Below are 22,841 nucleotides of genomic sequence, written 5' to 3' on the forward strand. Positions count from 1 at the left end.
TTATCTTTAAACCTTGTTTTTAAAAAGAATAATTTGTATATTTTAATTTTTTAAGATACATACTGTAATTATATATATGAAAATTTCGGCAAATTCAATTAGAACCGGTAATATATTAGTATACAACAATGATTTATGGGTGGTAAATAAAACGCCTGAACATACTAAACCCGGCAAAGGCGGTGCTTATGTGCAAGTAGAGATGAAAAACTTAAAAACGGGAACAAAGCTTAATGAACGCTTTAGTTCATCCGATTATATCGAAAAAGCCGAGCTTGAACATAAAAATTTTCAATTTCTTTATTTTGAAGATAATAACCTTGTGTTAATGGATAATGTAACTTTTGAGCAAATTACTATAGACAAACAAATTTTAGGTGAAAAATTACCGCTTTTAACCGATAATATGCTAGTAAAGGTAGAATTTTACGGAGATAATCCTTTGAATATTGAACTGCCGCCGACGGTTACGGCTGAAATCGTTCAAACCGCCCCCGTAATAAAAGGATCAACCGTTACCTCTTCATATAAACCGGCAATTTTAGCCAACGGTATTAGGGTTATGGTACCGCAATATTTGGTAGCGGGCGAAAAAATTATTATCAAAACCGAGGATATTAGTTTTGTCGAGCGAGTTAAGTAAATTATTAATGTATACTCTAAGTATTTCAAGAATTGAATTTTATTTTGATGGGCGAGTGAACGGAGCGTATAATTAGTGGTCTTGTTGCATGGATCAAATTTTTGATGTCATTCCCGCGAAGGCGGGAATCCAGAGAATATTTAAGCGAATTATATAGTAAATTTCTATATAATTTTGCTTATTTTAAGTACTTTTTCTGGATTCCCGCTTTCGCGGGAATGACATACAGCACTTTTTTCGATCCATGCAACAACGCCTATAATAGTACGTGAGTACACGAGACCCTGATAAAATGAAAGAGCAATTCTTGAAAGACAACGAGTATATAAATGCAACCGATAACCAATTTATTAATTAGTGCTACACGCAAAGCCGTTAAATTTTTACAACGAGATTTTTTAGAGCTTGAAATGCTCCAGAGAACAAGCTCAGGCAATAAAGAATTCTGCGAGAAATCTTACTTAAAATTAAAAACTTTATTACAAAATGAATTGCAAAGGCATTTAGAATCTTTGTTTTTTCCGGAGGATATATTTGAGATAGATAATAATAATCGGGAAGTTGCTTTTTTGGTACACCCGATAGATAGCCCAAATAATCTAGCTAGAAGTATACCTTTTTTTGCTTTATCGATAACTTATTTAAAAAGAACACAAAAAGGTTTAATGCCGGTATCTACCGTAATACATTTTCCGGCACTTAATGAAATTTATTATGCCGAAAAAGGCAAAGGGGCGTGGATAGAAAGAGATAGTTTTAATGCCATAAATAATAAAAGTGCAAGGCTTCGGGTTTCCGGTATCAATGATTTAAAGAATGCCTTAATAATAAGCGATAATTTAAGTGATTCTATTTTTCCGGCAAATAATATCAGAGATTTCGGCTCACCTTGCTACTCAGCTATGCTTTTAGCAGCCGGTAAAATCGATATAATATATTTGTCATCATTAAATTATACTCTATATCATGCATTTGAATTAATCATTAAAGAAGCCGGCGGTGTGGTAATAAATAACAACGATAAATTTATTGCCTCCAACGATCATCTTAAGCAAGCGTTATTACCTAGGTAAGTTAAGTATGCTCGGTGTCATTCTAGCTAAAGGCGGGAATGACATAGAACATTAGTCTACACAACAAGCATAATGCAAAAATTCTATATGCAAGCCTAGCTATAATTTTTTATTAGCACAAAAGAGCATTTTAGGTTTGCGTTTTTAATATCAAACCATTAATAATAAATAATGTAATTAAATTTGTCTTTATTATGAAAGCATTTGAATTTGATTGTGATTTTGGCGGACAAAAGTCAAAATTTAAATTTTATATCGGAACACCCGAACAAGGGCATCACCCAATACAGTTTCAAGCAGATTGGTTGTCAAAAGAACGTGGAGGTGCCGTACCATCAGAAGTAATGGATGCAATTAGTAAATTAAACGATCTTTCTAAAAAAAATAACGTGCCACTTGAAGATTTGTGTGTGTATGCTCTTGGATCAGCTCAAGAAGATCAAAACGCCCCAACGGTAGCAATGAAAGATGACGAGGATTTAGAAGAGAGTGAGGAAGGGGTATAAATAACTTATATATTGTTGCGTGGTATGTTCGATGTTATTCCCGTTTCCAGGTGGCGTTGTTGCATGGCTCAGATTTTTGATGTCATTCCCGCGAAAGCGGGAATCCAGGTTTTTTTTGTCATGCTGAACTTGTTTCAGCATCTGTTAAAAAATATCCTGAAATAAATTCAGGATGACTTAAAAATATTTTTTTCTGGATTCCCGCCTTCGCGGGAATGACATACAGCTACTTTTTTAGAGCCACGCAACAATGCCTACGCAGAGAATGACATAAAAGGATACGAGAATAACAACATCAACAACTTTTAGAGATCAAAATGAAACAAGATAAATATAACGATTTTTTTAAAATTATTCATCGCGAAGGGTATATATTCATTGCAAGCTTTGCGGTAGTGAGTTTTTTATTAGCTTCTTTTAATAGTAAACTTGGTGCCATAGGGTTTATCCTAACTGCTTGGTGTATATATTTTTTCCGTAACCCCGACCGCTACGTTCCTATAAATAATGACTTAATAGTAAGTCCGGCGGACGGAATAGTTCAAGAAATAAAAGAAGCTGTGCCTCCAGCAGAGTTAGGGCTTGGTAACGAAGAAATGATAAGAGTTAGTGTTTTTCTTAATATTTTTAATGTGCATGTTAATAGGGTACCTGCTAGCGGAAAAATTTTATCGCTGCATTACAATCCGGGGAAGTTTTTTAACGCTTCACTTGATAAGGCAAGTATTTATAATGAGCGTCAATCAGTGTTAATGGAAACTAATACCGGTCAGAAAATAGCTTTTGTACAGATAGCAGGGTTAATAGCTAGAAGAATAGTATGCGATTTAGAAGAAGGCACCGAGGTTAAAGTAGGAGAGCGATACGGTATAATTCGTTTCGGCAGTAGAGCGGATATTTATTTACCGTTAAAAACAGCCTTATTTGTTACCAAGGGTCAAACCGCTATCGGCGGCGAAACTATCATTGCCGATTTTAGTCGTAAAAAAACGTCGGAATTTAAGTTTGAGAGAAGGTAGTATTGTTGTCCTTTATAGAGGCGTTGCCCGCATGACTCGCTAAGGGTAGCAGTATGTCATTCCCGCGAAAGCGGGAATCCAGAAAAAAACACTTAAAATAAGCAAAATTATATAAAAATTTACTATATAATTTGCTTAAATATTCTCTGGATTCCCGCTTTCGCGGGAATGACATATAGCACTTTTCTTGATCCACGCAACAATGCCAATACCTCTTCGCAATAACAAACTTTATTACATTAGGTACTAAATTGTTAAAAATACGTAAAGCTATAATAAATAAGCCTATTCCCTTTATAAAATTAATTCCTAACTTTATTACCTTATTAGGGCTTATTACCGGTATGAGTTCTTTGAGATTTGCCTTAGACGGTAGATGGGAAATTGCCGTATATTGTATTATAGTCGCAGCAATTATTGACGGCATTGACGGCAGAGTAGCAAGAATGCTAAACGCTACCAGCCCTTTCGGTGCCGAACTTGATTCATTATGTGATTTTGCCAATTTCGGTATAGCTCCCGCATATCTAATATATTTATGGTCTTTTCAGCAATATGAGTATAAGGTGTTTTCATGGGCAGTGATGCTACTATTTATCGTATGTATGGCATTACGTCTTGCACGTTTTAACATTAGTATTTTCCAGCCGAAGCAAGATGGAGCGGAATATTTTTTTACCGGTGTACCGGCACCTTGCGGTGCGTTACTTGCTTTAACGCCGGTTATGTTAGATTTTGAAATTAGTACTTTACTAAATATAAATATTCGTGTTCACACTATAACCATTAATATCTATTTAGCTATAATAGCTTTTTTACTTGCTAGTAGATTACCGACTATTTCAACAAAAAATTTAAATATAAAACCGGAATATTTATCGCTTGCAATGATTTTATTTGCAATCATTATTATAAACCTTATCATATACCCATGGTATTCATTACCGTTAATAGCGGTTATATATATTCTTTCTATACCTGCTTGTTATTTTCTCAAGCACAAACTCGGTAGTAAATAACTATGCTTAATGTGATTCAAAATATTGAGAAATATAAAACTCATCCTTTAGCTAAATATTTGTTAGCGATAATTATAATAGCATTAATTAGTGCCGGTTACGGTATTTATGTCTGGGTTAATACGCAATCTACCGATAATGCTTATATTGATGCCGATATATCAAATGTAAGTTCTGAGATTAACGGCGTCTTAACTAATTTATTAATCTCTAATAACACAAGGGTTAACAAGGGTGATCTGATTGGTGAAATTGACGATAGAGACTATAAGGCACGCCTTAATGCGTTAGACGCCTCTATTAATGCCTCAACAAAAAATATAGAAATTATTGATCAGAAAACTTTAATAGGGCAAATTAAATTGGCACAAGCAGAAGAGAAATTAAGTTTAGCGACGACAAGCTTTGAGATTATTTCCACTGATTTTGCTAGAACTAAGGAGTTGAATAAAGAAAAATTTGCCAGTAGCAAAGCCTTGGATGATTCAAAGAACCTATTTGCAAAAGCAAAAACCGATTATAATCAAGCTAAATTAGATTTACAGATTGCTAAGCAAAATTTGCTACTATTAAGCCTTGAGAAATCGGCAGAAGAAGAAAATCTAAAAGAATTGACGGAGAATAAAAAAATCACCGAGAGGAGTCTGCAAAATACTAAAATTATTGCACCCGTGAGCGGTATATTTAGTAATAGCAGTTTAGAAGTCGGGAATTATATAGTTTCCGGTAGGATATTATTTTCTATCGTCCAAGATAAAACAATGTATATCCAAGCTAATTTTAAAGAGACGCAAATAGAAAAATTCCGCCCCGGTTTAAAAGTAAAAATACAATTTGATTCTCTACCGAAAAAAATAATATACGGCAGAATTCGTAATATCTCACCGGCAACCGGCTCAAAATTTACTCTAATTCCGCCTGATAACGCTACGGGCAATTTTACTAAAATCGTTCAGCGTATACCGGTCTTAATAGATTTTGAAGCCCCTAGCCCGGATATTGCATGAAGTGAGATTTAAAGTAAGAAATTGAGTAATTTATAATATTAGCAATGATACTTTTGTAAAAATTTTGCCAAAAAGTGCTTTGAAGCCGTTATTTTCAAATTTTAGATGTAATGCCCCTTACCCCATTTTTTCTAAGCACCGGGAACAGTGCTAATCTAGGTTATTCTAATGCTAATTTCTTCATCACATGATTCCATACCTGTCGGTAAGGATATGATGAAGATAACAAAAACTTAATACGCCTAGTATTACGGATAATTACTACCCCAATTTTTAATAATTTTAAACGTATTGTACCTATTTGTGCTTTTGCTAATGCACTACCTTGTAATAAATTACCTCTGATATATTCTACTAAAGTGTATGCAAGACCCGATAAAATCATTCTGAGCTGATTAGCCCACCATCTATGACAAGAAGTACGATCTGCAAATAATTCTAGTTGTTGCTCTTTTATACGGTTTTCCATATCACCACGACCACAGTAAACTTTGTCGTATAAATCTTCAGGTTTATCTGATAAATTAGTTACTATATACCTTGGATTTTCTCCAAGCATTGTCATTTCTGCCTTACCAATTATTCTACGTTCATGACTCCAACTACCAGCCTTATATGGAAACTCACTAAAAAGACGTTGCTTTTCTTGGGTTATAATAAATGCTGCTTTTGACTTCTCCATTGTAGGTTTCAGTAACTCATTTAGTCTGTTATTTTGGGGCATTCCTACAATATATTTTATATTATGAATATCACACCAATCAAACATCTGATGACGACAAAATCCACTATCACCACGAAAAATAATCTTTACCTCTGGCCAAGCTTGGCGAAAACGTTTTACTAACAATGATAATATTGCCCAAGAATGTTTTGCTTGATCCTGCTTTGACGTCCTAAGATAACTAACTAACAGATGCTTTCCACAAAAAACATACAAAGGTAAAAAGCAATTATGACCGTAATAACCATGATAAAACTTACCTTCCTGTTGCCCATGAATTTCATCATCCGTAGCATCAAAATCAAGTATTAGCTGCTTTGGTACTATTTTATGAGACTTAATAAATTTATCAAGCATTAGTTCATGCACTTTAATTGCAAAGTGTCTATCAGCATTGTTTTCTATACGACATAAGGTAGAACTACTTGCCATATCATCAATTGTTTCCATAGCTGTTTGCATAGCAGGACATTTTCGTAGATAATTGTGGTCATTTAAATCTTCATAACCTAATGCAATACCATAAATTCGTTGCCTCAGCATTGTTGCCATATTATGGGTAATTTTACTACCATCTCGTCTATCAGGAAATATTTTAGCAAGCTCCTCTGTTATACCAAGCCTTTTATCTGCTTCTCTTAATAACAACACACCTCCATCGCTACTAATATCACCTCCAGTGAAATTTATCTCTATTGTCCGATTTTTTACTTTGGAAAACTGGTAACTATATGCTATACAATTTGTCATGACAAAATCCTTTGTATTATTCTAATGAAATACCAGTATTATACAGCTTTACGAGGATTTTGTCTCCTATATCTCATGCAATATCCGGGCTAGTAATGCTAATCTAATACCGGGTATGTCTACCGTTGTTTCAATTAGAACCGATCAGAAAAAATAACCGCTCTCTCAATATTTTACTAGCGTTGTTGCATGGATCAAAAAAAGTGCTGTATGTCATTCTAGCTAAAAGCGGGAATCCAGAGAATATTTAAGCGTATTACATAGTAAATTTTTATATAATTTTGCTTGTTTTGGGTGCTTTTTCTGGATTCCCGCTTTCGCGGGAATGACATCAAAAATTCGAGCCATGCAACAACGCCGTTCTTTTTAGGCAATGCCGGTAATATTGCTAAAAGAGTATTGGATTTGTAGCTTATTCATGTTAATATAACTTATGAATAAACTTATTTTACGGTATCAACATGAATTTAAAAACTCTTCTCTTATTACTTACTAGTTTAACTTGCTCTGTAAGCTACGCTACTTCTACTAATCCCCCTGCTGCACCGGCAGCGGCGGCAGCTCCTTCTTCCGGTACTCAATCCGATAGTAATGTGCCTATTACGGCAATGACCGATCTTAGCTTTATTAATCCATGGGCAAGACCTGCAGCAAGTATGGCAGGTAAAATTAATAATTCCGCTATGTATTTAATAATTAAAAATGATAGCGATGCTAATTATAATTTAATAAACGTATCGTCGGATATCGCCAATAAAGTAGAACTTCATCAAACTTTTACCGATGAAAAAGGAATTAGTAAAATGGTAAAACTAGATAACCTTGTAATACCTACGAAAACTAGCGTGGAGCTTAAGCCCGGCGGTACACATATAATGCTGTATGATTTAAAACAATCTTTAAAGGCAGGAGATGAATTTAAAGTATATTTGTTCTTTGATAATACCTCTATGAAAACAATTAAAGTAAAAGTAGCAAATAATGCTCCGACTCAATAACTAAAAAACTGAATTTGGACAATACCCAGAATCGTCATAGTGAGGTGACGAAGGCATTGCTGCATGGTTCGAAAATTAATAAAAACCCGTCATGGTGAAGCCGATCTTGTTGCGTAGATCAAATTTTTGATGTCATTCCCGCGAAAGCGGGAATCCAGAAAATATTTAAGCGAATTGTATAGTAAATTTTTATATAATTTTGCTTGTTTTAAGTGTTTTTTCTGGATTCCCGCCTGCGCGGGAATGACATACGGCACTTTTCTAGAGCCATGCAACGACGTCGACTTAATCACGGCATCCAGTCTTTTTATTAAGTTTTTTTCTGGATACCGTGGTCAAGCCACGGTATGACACCATACTTGTAATAACCATAATGATCTTGCAACAAAAAAACGGACAAATTAAAGAGAGACGTTTTTAATTTTTTTATAATGTAACTCGTACTCATTTGGAGTTTGATAATTTAATGTAGAGTGCCTCCGTTTTTGGTTATAAAAAGTAAAAATATAAGTAAATATATCAAGCTTTGCTTCTTCTAAGCTTTGGTATTTTTTAAAATAAACAAGCTCAGTTTTCAGAGTGTGGAAAAAGCTTTCCATAGCAGCATTATCATAGGACACACCAGTCTTTCCATGACTTAAAACAATTCCGTGTTTTTTGGTTGCATTATAAAAGTCAAAACTAGTAAATTGGCTTCCAAGATCAGAATGATGAATAAGCCCTTTTAAGGGTTTACGTTGTAATGCAGCAGAGTTAAGAGCTTTAATTATCAAATCAGTTCTCATAGTTTCTTCTAACGCCATACCTACTACTTTCCGTGAGAACAGGTCAAGTACTATAGCAAGATAAGCCCATTTATTATTTACAGAAATATAACTTATATCAGCTACCCAAATGCTATTTGGGCTTGAGGCAGAAAAATTTTGTTTAACCAAATCTTCTCCCCTATGATAAGGTTTATCAGACTGCCTTGTAGTCTTTTTAAACTTTCTGTACATTTTTGCTTGAATGCTATTTACTTGCATTAGCCTTGCTACTCGAGGGCGTGAGCAAACAAAGCCTTGTTCTTTTAACTCTGTATGAATCCTTGGACTTCCATAAGTTTTATAACTTTCTGTAAAAATAGTTTTAATCTTACTTATCAATTCCTCATTATATTCAGCTCTTTTACTTGGCATGTGATTAATAAAATCATAATAACCACTTCTACTAACCCCTAAAATCTTAGCCATCTGATCTACACAAAAACAAGAACTATGATTCTTCATAAATTCGTACCTTTGTTTGCGGGAGCTGAAAAGATGACCACTGCTTTTTTTAGGATATCTCGCTCTTGTTTTACAAGATGTAATTCCCTCTTTAAATCTCGTACCTCTTGATTCATTACATTGCCACTACCAACAAAGCTAGCCCGGATATTGCATGAAGTGAGATTTAAAGTAAGAAATTGAGTAATTTATAATATTAGCAATGATACTTTTGTAAAAATTTTGCCAAAAAGTGCTTTGAAGCCGTTATTTTCAAATTTTAGATGTAATGCCCCTTACCCCATTTTTTCTAAGCACCGGGAACAGTGCTAATCTAGGTTATTCTAATGCTAATTTCTTCATCACATGATTCCATACCTGTCGGTAAGGATATGATGAAGATAACAAAAACTTAATACGCCTAGTATTACGGATAATTACTACCCCAATTTTTAATAATTTTAAACGTATTGTACCTATTTGTGCTTTTGCTAATGCACTACCTTGTAATAAATTACCTCTGATATATTCTACTAAAGTGTATGCAAGACCCGATAAAATCATTCTGAGCTGATTAGCCCACCATCTATGACAAGAAGTACGATCTGCAAATAATTCTAGTTGTTGCTCTTTTATACGGTTTTCCATATCACCACGACCACAGTAAACTTTGTCGTATAAATCTTCAGGTTTATCTGATAAATTAGTTACTATATACCTTGGATTTTCTCCAAGCATTGTCATTTCTGCCTTACCAATTATTCTACGTTCATGACTCCAACTACCAGCCTTATATGGAAACTCACTAAAAAGACGTTGCTTTTCTTGGGTTATAATAAATGCTGCTTTTGACTTCTCCATTGTAGGTTTCAGTAACTCATTTAGTCTGTTATTTTGGGGCATTCCTACAATATATTTTATATTATGAATATCACACCAATCAAACATCTGATGACGACAAAATCCACTATCACCACGAAAAATAATCTTTACCTCTGGCCAAGCTTGGCGAAAACGTTTTACTAACAATGATAATATTGCCCAAGAATGTTTTGCTTGATCCTGCTTTGACGTCCTAAGATAACTAACTAACAGATGCTTTCCACAAAAAACATACAAAGGTAAAAAGCAATTATGACCGTAATAACCATGATAAAACTTACCTTCCTGTTGCCCATGAATTTCATCATCCGTAGCATCAAAATCAAGTATTAGCTGCTTTGGTACTATTTTATGAGACTTAATAAATTTATCAAGCATTAGTTCATGCACTTTAATTGCAAAGTGTCTATCAGCATTGTTTTCTATACGACATAAGGTAGAACTACTTGCCATATCATCAATTGTTTCCATAGCTGTTTGCATAGCAGGACATTTTCGTAGATAATTGTGGTCATTTAAATCTTCATAACCTAATGCAATACCATAAATTCGTTGCCTCAGCATTGTTGCCATATTATGGGTAATTTTACTACCATCTCGTCTATCAGGAAATATTTTAGCAAGCTCCTCTGTTATACCAAGCCTTTTATCTGCTTCTCTTAATAACAACACACCTCCATCGCTACTAATATCACCTCCAGTGAAATTTATCTCTATTGTCCGATTTTTTACTTTGGAAAACTGGTAACTATATGCTATACAATTTGTCATGACAAAATCCTTTGTATTATTCTAATGAAATACCAGTATTATACAGCTTTACGAGGATTTTGTCTCCTATATCTCATGCAATATCCGGGCTAGCCTCTCCTTTGCCTTTGTAATTCTTAAGCCAATATCCCAAACCAGAGCGTGAAACCCCTAAATCCTTAGCAATATCATTGATGCTTTTACTACCTTTATTTGCTAAATACAGTTTTACTGCATTAATTTTAAATTCTTTATCATATATTTTTTGACTCATTGCAAATCCTCCTAAGATTTATTTTATCTCATCTTAATTCGATTTGTACGTTTTTTTATAGCATGATCAATAATACGGTAAATTATGATCCACGCAACAAGGTCGCCTCGCCATGACGATACTTAGAGCCATGCAACAACCTACCTAAAGTTAACCTACTAAATCAACGCTATACTCTTCAGCTTTAGTAAGATGATAATTTCCATCGTTTTGATTTAGTAAATCTTCAAATGAGCATATATTGTTCTCATATTTATTTAGTGACTCTCCAGAGGTAAGAATTTTTATTTCTGATATACTTAAATCTTTAAGTTTATTAAAGTTAAGCCAACCGTTATCATATGCACATGACGCAAGCTCACTTGTAAGCAGTTTTATTTTTTCTGCTTCTAGTTTTGCTAGATCATCGATTTTAAAGTGTCCTTCTCTATGTCCGTCTATAACATTATCAAAATGAGTACTAATTAACACTTTACAATTAAGAGGATTTATAATTTTTTGTATATTATTTAATGTTAACTTCGATATTGAGTCTTTTATTTCTTTAAACAAACTATCATTTTGCTCTTGTGAAGTAAAATCTTGTTCTTTATAAATAGATAAGCCGAATTTTATTAGAATTATCATTTTTCCTGCTTCCAAACCTTTTAAATCATCAAACGTAAAATAGCCTTCTTCAAATCCTTTTAATGCATTATCGGTTGTAAGGCTATGTATCTGCCCTAAAGATAAATCTTTTAAAACATCAAACGTAAAAATTTTATTTTTATATCCAGATATTGTATTTTCACTTGTCACCCCTCTTACTAAGGTGATTTGTAGAGATTTTAAATCTTCGTAAGTAAAAAATCCATTTGTGCAGCCTTCTGAACCACTCTTTGTCTGCAGATAATAATTAAGTATAAATTCATCAATATTTTGTCCTTCTTCAATATTTAGTTTTTCTTTCACTTGTTTAAGCGTCTTTTCTTTCCTATCCCAATGTGTATTCTTATCATCGAGTATTGCTTGTAGAGCTGTTAAATATTTTTTTTGACCTATTAATACTTGATGCTGTGCATCACCGTAATTAAAACCTTCTTTCATATTTTCTTCGTTATTTAAAGTATTTTGAGCTTTAAATAGGTTGGGTGTCTTACCGCCGGTACCAATAGTAACTCTAGAAATATCAGTAGTTTCGCATACTTTTTCGGCGAATAGCCTTAACAACGGCACTATTATGCCGTCATCTGCTAAACCACCGCCTAATTTTTGATTACGTAAATTTTCCCAGGAGTCAAAGGTTAAATTTCCTACATCACTAAGCCAGGCATATCCTTGCTCTACTATCTCAAAATTTTGATAATCGATTTCCCCGGTTTGTTTAAAAATTTTTAAGTTTTCTTGATTTTTCTTTTTATTTTTTAATAAAACGTAGAAACCGTTATTTTCTCTAGTTATGCCGTCAATTACACACACCTCGCTCTGTCCTCCTATAGATTGACAAGAATTAGTAATTTTACCTAAGATATATGCTCTTGGATCATTTATTGGTAATTTTACTATATGATATTCTTGTAGTGCCTCTTTATTTCCGATACGTAAATCATCACTTACTTCTGTGCCATGTATTATGACATCAGGTAAATTGTCACTTTTTTTCTTTCGTTTTTCTATGTCTAAACATTTATCAAACAATTCATTATTTAAATTATAATCAAGAGATACCTTTGCAAGCTCAGGATACTCATCTGCTCGCTTATAAGTTAATTTTATTTTTATATTTTGTGCCTCGCTTAACTCCTTTGGAGCTATATGTCCACCTACTTTTCCTTCTAAGTCAGCAAGTTTTTGTTCAATCTGGTCGGCTATAATGGTACCCAAAAACTAGACAAGAAAATAGAGAAAAGTAGGTATAATATCTCCTAGGAAAAGGAGCAAAAAATGAAAAAAAATGAAAAAACAAGTTAAAAAATATAGTGCAGAAGAAAAAGCAAAAATAGCAATTGAAGCAATATCTGGAGAAATGACTATAGCTCAAATTACCAGCAAATATGGTGTTCACGCTAATCAGATTTATAAATGGAAGAAAGAAGCTTTAGATTTTATGGTTTCTGGATTTAAATCGAAATCTAAACAACAAGATACCGGCCAAGAAGATTTAATTAAATCATTATTTGAGCAAATAGGCCAGTTAACAGTTGAAAGAGACTGGCTTAAAAAAAAATCTAGTATCTTTGGATTTAGAGGTTAGGAAAAAAATGATAAGTTATGCTTCAAATTTAACCATAGCAAGACAATGCAAACTTTTAGATTTAAACCGCTCAAGTTACTACTACCGAGCTAGGAATACCTTAGATGATAAGGAGTATAGAGTACTGAACAGAATTGATGAGATTTTTACAGAGCATCCCTATTATGGTACTAGAAGAATGTCTCATGTCCTAAAATCCGAAGGGTTAAATGTTAGTCGTAAGATGATAAGAAAATATTATAAAATACTTGGTATTGAAGCAGTATACCCAAAGATTAATTTAAGCCGTAGGAATCAGGCTCATAAAGTATACCCATATCTATTAAATAATATAGAGGTGGTTTGCTCCAATCAAGTTTACTGTGCAGATATTACTTACATAAGATTAAAGCAAGGTTTTGTATATTTGGTTGCTATAATGGATTGGTATAGTCGTTATATTTTGAGTTGGCGGGTGTCGATTAGTTTAGAAAATGATTTTTGTATTGAAGCTCTAAATGAAGCAATATCTATACATGGCAAGCCTGACATTTTTAATACGGATCAAGGAGTACAATTTACATCAAAAGATTTTACTCAAATACTTGAGCAACAAGGCATAGCTATTAGTATGGACGGCAAAGGCAGAGCCTTAGATAATGTATTTATTGAACGTTTTTGGCGATCTTTGAAACAAGAGAAGATTTATCGTTTTGATCTTGAAACGGTACGTGAAGCAAAGATAGCTATCAGAGATTATATAGAATTTTATAATAAGCAAAGACCTCATCAATCGCTTGAATATAAGACACCTGAAATGATACATTTTGCAGAAAAACTAGAAAATTATCAAGAGGCTATATGACATAGAAAATGCAAACTTTACTTTGAAAAACCAATACATTAATACAGGAGAATTACACCTCTAAAATTTAAAAAATTTGTCTAGACAAAGGGTACCACCTCATTTTTTCTGGATACCGTGGTCAAGCCACGGTATGACACCATACTTGTAATAACCATAATACGGTAAATTATGATCCACGCAACAATGCCTCCTCGCAATGACGGGGTTTTTTGTAATGATTCCGATCCACGCAACAACGCCGTCTCGCCATGACGGTTTGGGTAGCCACGTAAGGAATCTAAAGCATATATTTTGCAATGATAGAGAGTTTCTAAAAACAGACAGCACCACTAGAAAGGAAAATAAGCAACATTAATAGAAGAGATAAGGCAAAAAATCAGTATGAAAAATAGGAGGTTATTTTAGGTAGTAATAATTAGATTTGAGAATATTAACCCCAGCAAGTATAAGCAGCAAGTATAAGATTTTCTAAAATCTTACCTTAAACTGAATAAAATAAGAAAAAACGCTATGCTTTCCATACGGCTTTACACTATAACTTTGCACCATTGCCTAGCCATGACGGATTTTTATTAATTTCTTGATCCATACAACAAGGCTCATTGCCTCGGATAAGTAATATATGTAAAACCTTAGGGTAATAACAATGATTATGAATGATATTATATGTCCAATAAGAACATTAAATTGAATCTTGAAGAAGTAGAATGGTCTGATGTTAGGGACGATATGTATACAGTTAATCCGGAATTGGCTAAAAAGTGTGATCATATAAATACCTATAAAAAATGTTCTATATTTAAGATAAAATACGCCTATGGACTATCTATTATTCAAGACGGAGAATTTTATCTTCCCACTTTGAATGGAAAAACGATTTCTATAAAAGATGAAAGAGTACCTGAATCTTTACGACAAAGTTTAGCATATGCTCATCTTCCCCTAGCGTGTATCATCAATAATTCTAGCGAAGTATTTATTAAGGAAGAACAGAGAATAATACCGCTTAACTTTTTAAAGGCAGGTGAATTATTCGGTCTGTTTGAGTTAATGAATTCATTAACTCAAACGCCTATATTACATCAATCTATTTGGAATGTATCGGCAGGAGCACGTTCTGTATTTATGCTTCCAAGCGTTTCTAATATAATAAGTAATCGTAGAGTTTGCAAAAAGCTTAATATGAATGATCATGTATATAAGGAAGTTGATAACCAACACTGGTCAATATTTTGTAATATTAATAATAGCAATAAAAAAAATGCCTGGCATACTACCATTTTAGTATTTTCAAATAAATGGTTTGAGAACCAAGACAACGTAGTATATACTGAATTTTATAAGTACTTAGTTAATAAATGCTGGGAGCAATTACAATTATTAAAAGAGTTTAGTGAGTATAATAAATTATGGTTATTATTTACGCAGGCAATTAACAGACGCAATTTAAAACCAAGAACATATATAGTTGATACTGTTAAACATTTAATTTCAATTACTCAAGGGATAGGTGTAGCATTTGAACCTTCGATAGATGATACGGATTTACCGGCAAGTCTGATACAACAAGTATACATAAAAGATTATAATTTAAGAAATTACATCCCTAATATAATGCAGCCGGCAAGGTTTACCACAGGTAATAAAGTATATTATTCTCTTAGTATGCCTACTATACCTAATAGTTCTTTACATTGTAACAATCCTCCTAGCATAATAGAAGATCAAAGAAATATTAAAAATTTATTAGATATTTTAATGGATATAATTCTCGATCAAAAAAATAAACTAAATACCGGCTTAAAAAATATAAAATTTGAGTATTTTCATTCACATAACGACGAGTTACATCAAATTACTTCTAGTACTATGATTCCTGAGGATGATCCTAGATTTTTCAGTTGTAATAATAGTTATACGGATGATAGAATATTTTGCGCATCGTCTAGTTTTTTTAAAGGGTGTATTAGGATATCATGAATAAGTATAATATTTTACCGACGTTACAAGCAATAGTAGAAAAGATTAAAAACTATAGAAACCTTAATTTAGAAAAAGTAACATTTGTTTGCGTACAACACCTTGTATTTACAACGGTAGATTTAATACGGTCTTTAATCATTCTTGGGGCAAAGCCAAAAAATATTCACGTGATGGGTAAATTTTATTCTACATGTTCTGAAGTAAAAGAACAAATGATTCAAATGGGGGTGGTATATCATGCTAGCTTCCCTCCACGACAACTTGGTTGTTTTAAAGATCATTTTAGTTATGATATAAAGAATATGTGGGATAGAATTAGTACTAATATAGAAACTCCATATATTATTGTTCTTGATGACGGCGGTCAATGTATAACAAATATTCCTGAGTATTTAAATAATAGTCATAAAATTTATACTGTAGAACAAACATCATCAGGTATTTCTCGGATTAAAAATAATAATATTATTTTTAACCTTATTAATGTTTCATATTCTTGTGCAAAACAATTTATAGAATCTCCGATGATTGCTAAAGCGGTTGTAGCTAAATTGAAGAAATTTTTACCTTTAAATTCTAATAATTTTGTATATGGAGTAGTGGGGTTTGGGGCAATAGGAAGCAGTATTATTCAGGAATTGTTAGCAACTAATCAAAACGTGATAGTATATGATAAGGAAATAGAAAAAGGGCTCTTTCTAGATTCGTTTAAAGTTACCAGTAATATACAACTATTATTTCAAGAAACAGATTATATCTTTGGCTGTACAGGTACAGATATTACCGTATCTCTCGATTTACATAAATTATACGGTATTAAATACCTAATAAGTTGCTCATCACAAGACGTAGAATTTAACTCTTTATTGAAAGCTATACGCAAGAATTTTGCTTATAAGAGCTTAAATGCATTAGAAGATATCACATATCCAATAAAAGGCGGTTTTATCAAAATATTAAAAGGCGGATATCCGGTAAATTTTGATAATTCCGGTCAATCTGTACCTGCTAAAAACATCCAACTTACTCGTGGATTATTATTTGGGGGGATTATTCAAGCAGCATCTCAATTAATTAAGGAATATATATTAGAGCCTAAAGAAGAACCTAAAGAATACATGCTACATCCTAAAATACAAAAGCTAGTAATACAAACGTTGATCAATAATTTAAAAGAAAATATACCTATTAATAATAGGCTCTTACCACACGTAGATTCAATAGAAGATTTTCTTAATGAAGAATTACTAAAAAAGCACTCTAACGGACAATATTTTGATAATGCTATTATTAATTCTATATTTAGTTAAAATCCAAATTACCTACACCGCACACCATGAAGGATAATTATAATGAAAAATTGGCAATTAAAAGCTATTAATAATGCTTATAAGAAAACTACCGAGTTAAGAAATAACAATTATATTATTAATCCTCATATTATAAATCTTATAGGAAATATAAAAGGTAAAACCGTATTAGAAGTAGGTTGTGGATTCGGTAGATACCTAGAAGTTCTTTCTAAGCATACCCCGTCAAAGTTAGTCGGATGTGATATTTCTGCACATCAAATACAATTATGTATAGAAACTGTAAAAAATAACGATATAGAATATTACATTATGGATTTTTCTGATGCTAACAGCTCTATAGTTTTAGGACAGAATAAGTATGATATTGTTTATAATGTGTTTGTAATATTATATATAGAAACTCTTGATAAATTAAAAACATTTATTGAAAATTGTTACAAATGCTTAAAAAAAGGTGGGAAAATTGTAATATGTACGTTAGATATTTTAAGTGCTTCATTTTATCCGGAAGTCTTTAATATACTAAAACTTCCTACAAAACCTTTAACTAAGGATAATAAGTATATTGACGGTTGCCCTATACAAATAGAAATTATAGAAAATTGTACTGTAACCTCCTACCAAAGAAATTTTGAGACCATAAAACAATTAATGGAACAAGTGGGTTTTACCGATGTTAGAAAATGTGACCTATTTCTAGACGAAATCGCCTTACAGGCTTTTACGGATAAAGAACTAAATATTATAAAAAAATCTAATATATTCTTATTATTAGAAGCTAAAAAACTATAAAAACCATCCCCTGAATAAATTTTTACGTACACGGCGTTGTTGCATGGCTCGAATTTTTGATGTCATTCCCGCGAAGGCGGGAATCCAGGCTTTTTTGTCATGCTGAACTCGTTTCAGCATCTTTTTTAGTAGATCCTGAATTTATTTCAGGATGACTATTATTTTCTGGATTCCCGCCTTCGCGGGAATGACATACTGCTACTTTTGTCAAATCATGCAACAACACTCGTTTGGGATCGCAATGATCCTTAACAATTTCTTAGCAAACAACAATTTTTATTTCTTTTTCTTGCTGTTCTTAGTAGTTGCATTAAACCTGCCGAAATTTTTAACAAATTTTTGCAGCCCGTTAAGTTCCGTACCGTATGTTTTAGTATATTCTCGAATCACTTCGATATCTTCCTTATGAGAATCGTTAATTACTATAACTTCTTGTACTAAATTACGAGTATCAAACGTAACTTTTACTATTCTTTGCTGCTCGACTTTTGGATTAAACCAAGCCCGCTTCGACATAGTTCTCTCGATATAATACCAACTATTTGGAGAATAATCGGGTATAATCGTCGGACTGCCGATTAATTCCGTTACTTCAGATTTATTAAGTTTTTGAGTTTCTAGCCGAGAAAGTAAAGTATTGTCTATAAATTGACCTCTGGTTTCAATGGTCTGGCAACCACTAAGTAGTAGGAAAATCAATATACCGAAAGCATGAATTATAAAAGATTTCATAAATTTAATTTGAAATACCTAGATTTTATTACTGAATTATAATATACTGCTCTGCTAATTTGACAAATACTTTTTTTTACATATTATAGATTTATTAAAGATAGGCTAATATGGCAGTTCCAAAGAAAAAAACATCTAAATCAAGGCGTAATATGCGTCGTTCTCACTTAGCGGTCGGTAAAGTTAACGTAATAGTTGATTCCCAAACCGGAGAATATAAGCTTCCTCACCATATATCCACAATTGACGGTACATATAACGGTCGTCAAGTTGTCGTGAAGAAAAAAGAAGTCGACGACGAAGAAGTAGCATAAAGCTTATTATTATGACCTGTAAAATTATCGGTTGCGGCGGATATTTACCGGAGCGAGTAGTTAGTAATGACGAGCTTGCAAAGTATGTAGACACTAACGACGAATGGATTAAGACAAGAACGGGTATATCGCAGCGCCATATTGCGGCAAGTGATGAATATACTTCCCACCTTGCTCTAAAAGCAACCGAAAATGCTATATCAGACGCTAATATAGCAGTGTCCGATATAGATTTGATTATTACATGCACCACTACTCCCGATAATAGTTTTCCGTCCGTGGCTACTAAATTGCAGGGGTATCTAGGTTTTACGAATAATATACCTTCTTTTGATTTACAAGCGGTATGTGCCGGCTTTGTGTACGGGCTGCAGGTAGCAAATTCTCTTATTGCTTCAGGTAAATATAAGACCGTCTTGCTTATAGGAGCCGAAAAAATGACTTCTTTGCTTGATTTCCAAGATAGATCAACTTGTGTTTTATTCGGCGACGGAGCAGGGAGCGTGATATTACAGCATAGTGAGGATAGCTCCGGTATAATAGATAGTAAAATTTACTCAAACGGTAGCTATGCCGAAATACTTTATACAAGCGGCGGCGTAAGTATGAACGGCAATAGCGGTAAAATCGTCATGCAGGGACAAGCATTATTTCGCCATGCAATTGAGAAAATGGGGCAATCGGTAGAGGCAATATTAAACGACAATAATCTTACGGTGAATGATATTGATTATTTTGTTCCTCATCAAGCAAATGTTAGAATCATCGATAAACTTGCTGAAGTCTTAAATTTAGAACAAAACAAGATAGTAAAAACAGTGAAAAATCATGCTAATTGCTCAGCCGCCTCTATCCCTTTAGCTCTAAGCGAGCTAAAAGTTTCGGGAAGCTTAAAAAAGGGTGATATTATCCTTTTTACTGCCATCGGTGCCGGCTTAACCTGGGGAAGTGCGTTAGTAAGGTGGTAAATTAAAGATGACAAAAAAACTACTTTTCATCTTTGGGACTAGACCGGAAGCTATAAAAATGGCACCGTTGATTAAAAAATCTCAGGAAGATAAAAATTTTGAAACTATAGTTTGCGTAACTGCTCAACATCGTGAAATGCTTGATCAAGTTTTAAATTTTTTTAAAATTATCCCCAATTACGATCTCAATTTAATGCTACCTAATCAAGATTTATCTGACTTAACTAGTAATGCTATAAATAAACTCAAATCAGTAATTACAGAAGTAAAACCGGATTTAATTCTAGTGCAAGGTGACACTACTACGGCATTTATCGGAGCGCTTTCGGCTTTTTATCATAAAGTGCCGGTTGCTCATATTGAAGCGGGTCTTAGAAGCGGTGATAAATTTTCCCCTTATCCTGAAGAAATGTATAGAACTCTTACCGCCGATATGGCAGAATATCATTTTGTGCCGACTGAGAGCTCTAAATTTAATTTAAAAAAAGAAAATATTGCAAATAATATATATGTTACCGGTAATACCGTAATAGACGCTTTACTACTGGGTTTAGGCTTAATTAAAAATAGCGGCGAAGAAAAATATTATGATTATTTTAGGTTTTTAGATTTTAGCAAAAGAATTATCCTGATTACTATGCATAGAAGGGAAAGTTTTGGGAAGCCGCTAGAAAATATTTGTGTTGCCTTAGAATTATTAGCGGCAAAATACCAAGATGTACAATTTGTTTATCCAGTACATCCTAATCCCAATGTGGAGAATATAGTCAATAATAGGCTTGCTAATATCAAAAATATTTTTCTTATTTCCCCCCTTAACTATTCCTTTATGATTTGGTTAATGGAGAAAACCTATATCATTATTACCGATTCGGGTGGTTTGCAAGAAGAAGCTCCGACTCTCGGCAAACCGCTTTTGGTTACTCGTGACGTAACCGAAAGGATGGAAGGGGTGACGGCGGGTACTGCTAAATTAGTCGGGACGAATATAGAAAATATTTTGCATGAAACAACAAAATTACTCGAGAATAGCTATTATTATAAAGCAATGTCAGAAACTCATAATCCCTATGGGGACGGCAAAGCTGCTGTTTATATAATGGAAATCTTAACAAAAGAGTTAAGTACTAATGAAAGTATAAATTAAATACGTAACAATAAATGCAGATACAAAATTTAAAAATTATACTAAAAAAAATATTATCGAAATATTTAAAAGTATTACTTGTACACTGTTATTATATTTTTTATCGATATGCAAAATACGCTCATACATTTATTAGAAAAATACTTAAAATACTTACCTATACTTATCCCAATATCTATAAGCATATCTCACTTTATTCAAATGATCTAAAAATACATATTATAGATAAAGATTATTCAGTCAATGATCAATTTCCAAAATACACTATTATTACTCCAGTGCTAAACGAAGAAGATAATATTATCGAAGTATTAAAATCTATTGAAGAACAAAGTTTAAAGCCAGATCAAGTTATTATTGTTGATGGAGGTTCTTCAGATCAAACAGTAAAAAAAATAAATTTATATAAAGAATCATCTAAGTTAGATATTTTGTTATTATTCTCATCAGAACAAAACATCGGTCATCAAAGGAATATGGCAATAGATCATTCTCGAAATAATTTATTAATGAATGTTGATGCAGGAACTTATTTAAATAAAAACTATGCTGCTAATACTATAGGACCATTTTATAAATACAAAGATTTAGATTTAGTAAGTGGTGTACACTATCCTAAACATAAATATACTTGGTCCGTTTATTTATCGCCGGTTAAGCATTTTGAATTTCGAGTAGAGCCTTACGGTGCTTGTTTAGTGTATAGAAAAGATATAGCATTAAAAATTGGAAAATATCCAGAATATCTAACATATGCTGGGGAAGACACGTTATTTTGCTATAAATATAAAAAAGAATCTAAAACTTGGATATTTAATAAGAAAGCTTTTCTATTATGGGAACATCCGACAACATTAGAGGCCACAAAAAAGAAATTATTTAATTATATGATTGCTAATTTTGAATTAGGATTATGGCCATATTTCTATTCTAGTTATCTTCTTAAGCCAAATATAAACTTGGGTTGGCAATCGAATATATTACAAAATAATTATAAGAAATTTTTGCAAAAACAAGCAGAAATTGAAATAACTAAAAGAAATATTAAAGGCTTATGCTTTATCCTTTCCAGTACTAGCATTGATAATTTAAGTAAAGGGAAAGATAACAGAGAAAAAATTTTAAAATTTATTGAAAATAATTATAAAACTTTTTTTATCAACTTTAACACTGTATCTTTTTCAAACATTGCTAAAAATACTGTGAAAAGGAACGCATTATTCCTTAATACTGATCACACATTACTAGAATTACTTTATTATAAATATTTTTCAATAGCTGATTTTGAAGCTAGGTATAAGGAATTTTTACAAAATTCTTTATTTATTATCCAATGTCTGGATAAAACTATATGTAAGAATATTTTTGCTTTAAAAAAGCATTTTAATAACATATTAGTTGTGTATGAGTACGTTGATAACAACCATATAAAAAGCTCAGAACATAATTACCTTATCCAGAACTCGGATTGGATTATTACAGATCAAAAAAATAAATATTTTTTTGATAAAAAAACAGACCCAAATAAATTAATAATAGTGAATAGTCCTGAAGAAAAAGTAAAGAAATTACTTGAGTTGACTAGACTTATTCAAAATCGAAGCCTATAGGCAACCCCTT

General features: G+C 32.6%; 22 protein-coding genes. 16 read left to right on the plus strand and 6 right to left on the minus strand.

Annotation, left to right across the window (positions count from 1 at the left end; all coding sequences use genetic code 11):
- The first annotated feature begins 76 nt into the window (after positions 1-76).
- From efp to AAGD48_RS09555, 6 genes are all read left to right on the plus strand, one after another.
- Positions 77-643 carry an elongation factor P gene (efp, locus tag AAGD48_RS09530; protein ID WP_341789824.1) on the plus strand — a complete coding sequence of 189 codons (567 nt, stop codon included), beginning with the start codon at positions 77-79 and terminating at the stop codon, positions 641-643.
- A 329-nt stretch (positions 644-972) separates the two neighbouring features.
- Entirely contained in the window at positions 973-1,716 is a 744-nt protein-coding gene (locus AAGD48_RS09535) for an inositol monophosphatase (RefSeq protein ID WP_341789825.1), read from the plus strand.
- Positions 1,717-1,910: 194 nt separating this feature from the next.
- On the plus strand, positions 1,911-2,222 hold the full coding sequence (locus tag AAGD48_RS09540; protein ID WP_341789826.1) for a DUF2610 domain-containing protein: 312 nt from the start codon (positions 1,911-1,913) through the stop codon (positions 2,220-2,222).
- A gap of 317 nt (positions 2,223-2,539) precedes the next feature.
- Positions 2,540-3,241 carry a phosphatidylserine decarboxylase gene (locus AAGD48_RS09545; protein ID WP_341789827.1) on the plus strand — a complete coding sequence of 234 codons (702 nt, stop codon included), beginning with the start codon at positions 2,540-2,542 and terminating at the stop codon, positions 3,239-3,241.
- A 251-nt stretch (positions 3,242-3,492) separates the two neighbouring features.
- A complete protein-coding gene (gene pssA / locus AAGD48_RS09550; protein WP_341789828.1) occupies positions 3,493-4,260 on the plus strand; it encodes a CDP-diacylglycerol--serine O-phosphatidyltransferase in 768 nt (255 codons plus the stop codon).
- Between the two features lie 2 nt (positions 4,261-4,262).
- A complete protein-coding gene (locus AAGD48_RS09555) occupies positions 4,263-5,267 on the plus strand; it encodes an HlyD family secretion protein (RefSeq protein ID WP_341789829.1) in 1,005 nt (334 codons plus the stop codon).
- 160 nt (positions 5,268-5,427) lie between these two features.
- On the opposite strand, the gene AAGD48_RS09560 is transcribed toward AAGD48_RS09555, so the two are convergent.
- Complete coding sequence (locus tag AAGD48_RS09560) at positions 5,428-6,741, minus strand: IS1380 family transposase (protein ID WP_341789277.1); 1,314 nt, start codon at positions 6,739-6,741, stop codon at positions 5,428-5,430.
- Positions 6,742-7,202: 461 nt separating this feature from the next.
- On the opposite strand from AAGD48_RS09560, the gene AAGD48_RS09565 reads away from it, so the two are divergent.
- A complete protein-coding gene (locus AAGD48_RS09565; protein WP_341789830.1) occupies positions 7,203-7,739 on the plus strand; it encodes a copper chaperone PCu(A)C in 537 nt (178 codons plus the stop codon).
- Positions 7,740-8,140: 401 nt separating this feature from the next.
- Here the strand turns inward: AAGD48_RS09565 and AAGD48_RS09570 are convergent, their stop codons facing one another.
- From AAGD48_RS09570 to AAGD48_RS09585, 4 genes are all read right to left on the minus strand, one after another.
- Positions 8,141-9,091 carry an IS3 family transposase gene (locus AAGD48_RS09570; RefSeq protein ID WP_341790717.1) on the minus strand — a complete coding sequence of 317 codons (951 nt, stop codon included), beginning with the start codon at positions 9,089-9,091 and terminating at the stop codon, positions 8,141-8,143.
- Between the two features lie 234 nt (positions 9,092-9,325).
- Positions 9,326-10,639 (minus strand): IS1380 family transposase, encoded by a 1,314-nt coding sequence (locus AAGD48_RS09575; protein WP_341789277.1) that lies wholly within the window; start codon positions 10,637-10,639, stop codon positions 9,326-9,328.
- A 73-nt stretch (positions 10,640-10,712) separates the two neighbouring features.
- Positions 10,713-10,892 (minus strand): transposase, encoded by a 180-nt coding sequence (locus tag AAGD48_RS09580; protein ID WP_341789831.1) that lies wholly within the window; start codon positions 10,890-10,892, stop codon positions 10,713-10,715.
- Positions 10,893-11,042: 150 nt separating this feature from the next.
- Complete coding sequence (locus tag AAGD48_RS09585; RefSeq protein WP_341789832.1) at positions 11,043-12,755, minus strand: hypothetical protein; 1,713 nt, start codon at positions 12,753-12,755, stop codon at positions 11,043-11,045.
- Between the two features lie 70 nt (positions 12,756-12,825).
- Between AAGD48_RS09585 and AAGD48_RS09590 the strand changes: the two genes are divergently transcribed.
- The 5 genes from AAGD48_RS09590 (at position 12,826) to AAGD48_RS09610 (ending at position 18,060) form a co-directional block, all read left to right on the plus strand.
- Positions 12,826-13,125, plus strand: a complete 300-nt coding sequence (locus tag AAGD48_RS09590) for a transposase (protein WP_045812944.1) — start codon at positions 12,826-12,828, stop codon at positions 13,123-13,125.
- 7 nt (positions 13,126-13,132) lie between these two features.
- Positions 13,133-13,969, plus strand: a complete 837-nt coding sequence (locus tag AAGD48_RS09595) for an IS3 family transposase (RefSeq protein ID WP_341789572.1) — start codon at positions 13,133-13,135, stop codon at positions 13,967-13,969.
- Between the two features lie 690 nt (positions 13,970-14,659).
- Entirely contained in the window at positions 14,660-15,952 is a 1,293-nt protein-coding gene (locus AAGD48_RS09600; RefSeq protein ID WP_341789833.1) for a hypothetical protein, read from the plus strand.
- A complete protein-coding gene (locus AAGD48_RS09605) occupies positions 15,949-17,265 on the plus strand; it encodes a hypothetical protein (RefSeq protein ID WP_341789834.1) in 1,317 nt (438 codons plus the stop codon). Before AAGD48_RS09600 ends, AAGD48_RS09605 begins: the two co-directional genes overlap by 4 nt.
- A gap of 42 nt (positions 17,266-17,307) precedes the next feature.
- The gene (locus AAGD48_RS09610) at positions 17,308-18,060 is read left to right on the plus strand and encodes a class I SAM-dependent methyltransferase (RefSeq protein WP_341789835.1); all 753 of its coding nucleotides are present in this window, start codon (positions 17,308-17,310) and stop codon (positions 18,058-18,060) included.
- Positions 18,061-18,336: 276 nt separating this feature from the next.
- On the opposite strand, the gene AAGD48_RS09615 is transcribed toward AAGD48_RS09610, so the two are convergent.
- A complete protein-coding gene (locus tag AAGD48_RS09615; protein WP_341789836.1) occupies positions 18,337-18,792 on the minus strand; it encodes an outer membrane protein assembly factor BamE in 456 nt (151 codons plus the stop codon).
- 110 nt (positions 18,793-18,902) lie between these two features.
- On the opposite strand from AAGD48_RS09615, the gene rpmF reads away from it, so the two are divergent.
- The 4 genes from rpmF to AAGD48_RS09635 are packed head-to-tail and all read left to right on the plus strand — an operon-like array spanning position 18,903 to position 22,831.
- Positions 18,903-19,106 carry a 50S ribosomal protein L32 gene (rpmF, locus tag AAGD48_RS09620; RefSeq protein WP_341789837.1) on the plus strand — a complete coding sequence of 68 codons (204 nt, stop codon included), beginning with the start codon at positions 18,903-18,905 and terminating at the stop codon, positions 19,104-19,106.
- An 11-nt stretch (positions 19,107-19,117) separates the two neighbouring features.
- Positions 19,118-20,074 (plus strand): beta-ketoacyl-ACP synthase III, encoded by a 957-nt coding sequence (locus AAGD48_RS09625; RefSeq protein ID WP_341789838.1) that lies wholly within the window; start codon positions 19,118-19,120, stop codon positions 20,072-20,074.
- A gap of 7 nt (positions 20,075-20,081) precedes the next feature.
- Entirely contained in the window at positions 20,082-21,221 is a 1,140-nt protein-coding gene (gene wecB / locus AAGD48_RS09630) for a non-hydrolyzing UDP-N-acetylglucosamine 2-epimerase (RefSeq protein ID WP_341789839.1), read from the plus strand.
- A 14-nt stretch (positions 21,222-21,235) separates the two neighbouring features.
- On the plus strand, positions 21,236-22,831 hold the full coding sequence (locus AAGD48_RS09635; protein ID WP_341789840.1) for a glycosyltransferase family A protein: 1,596 nt from the start codon (positions 21,236-21,238) through the stop codon (positions 22,829-22,831).
- Positions 22,832-22,841 lie beyond the last annotated feature (10 nt).

It is taken from the genome of Rickettsia endosymbiont of Polydrusus tereticollis (genome assembly GCF_964026385.1).
GTDB lineage: Bacteria > Pseudomonadota > Alphaproteobacteria > Rickettsiales > Rickettsiaceae > Rickettsia.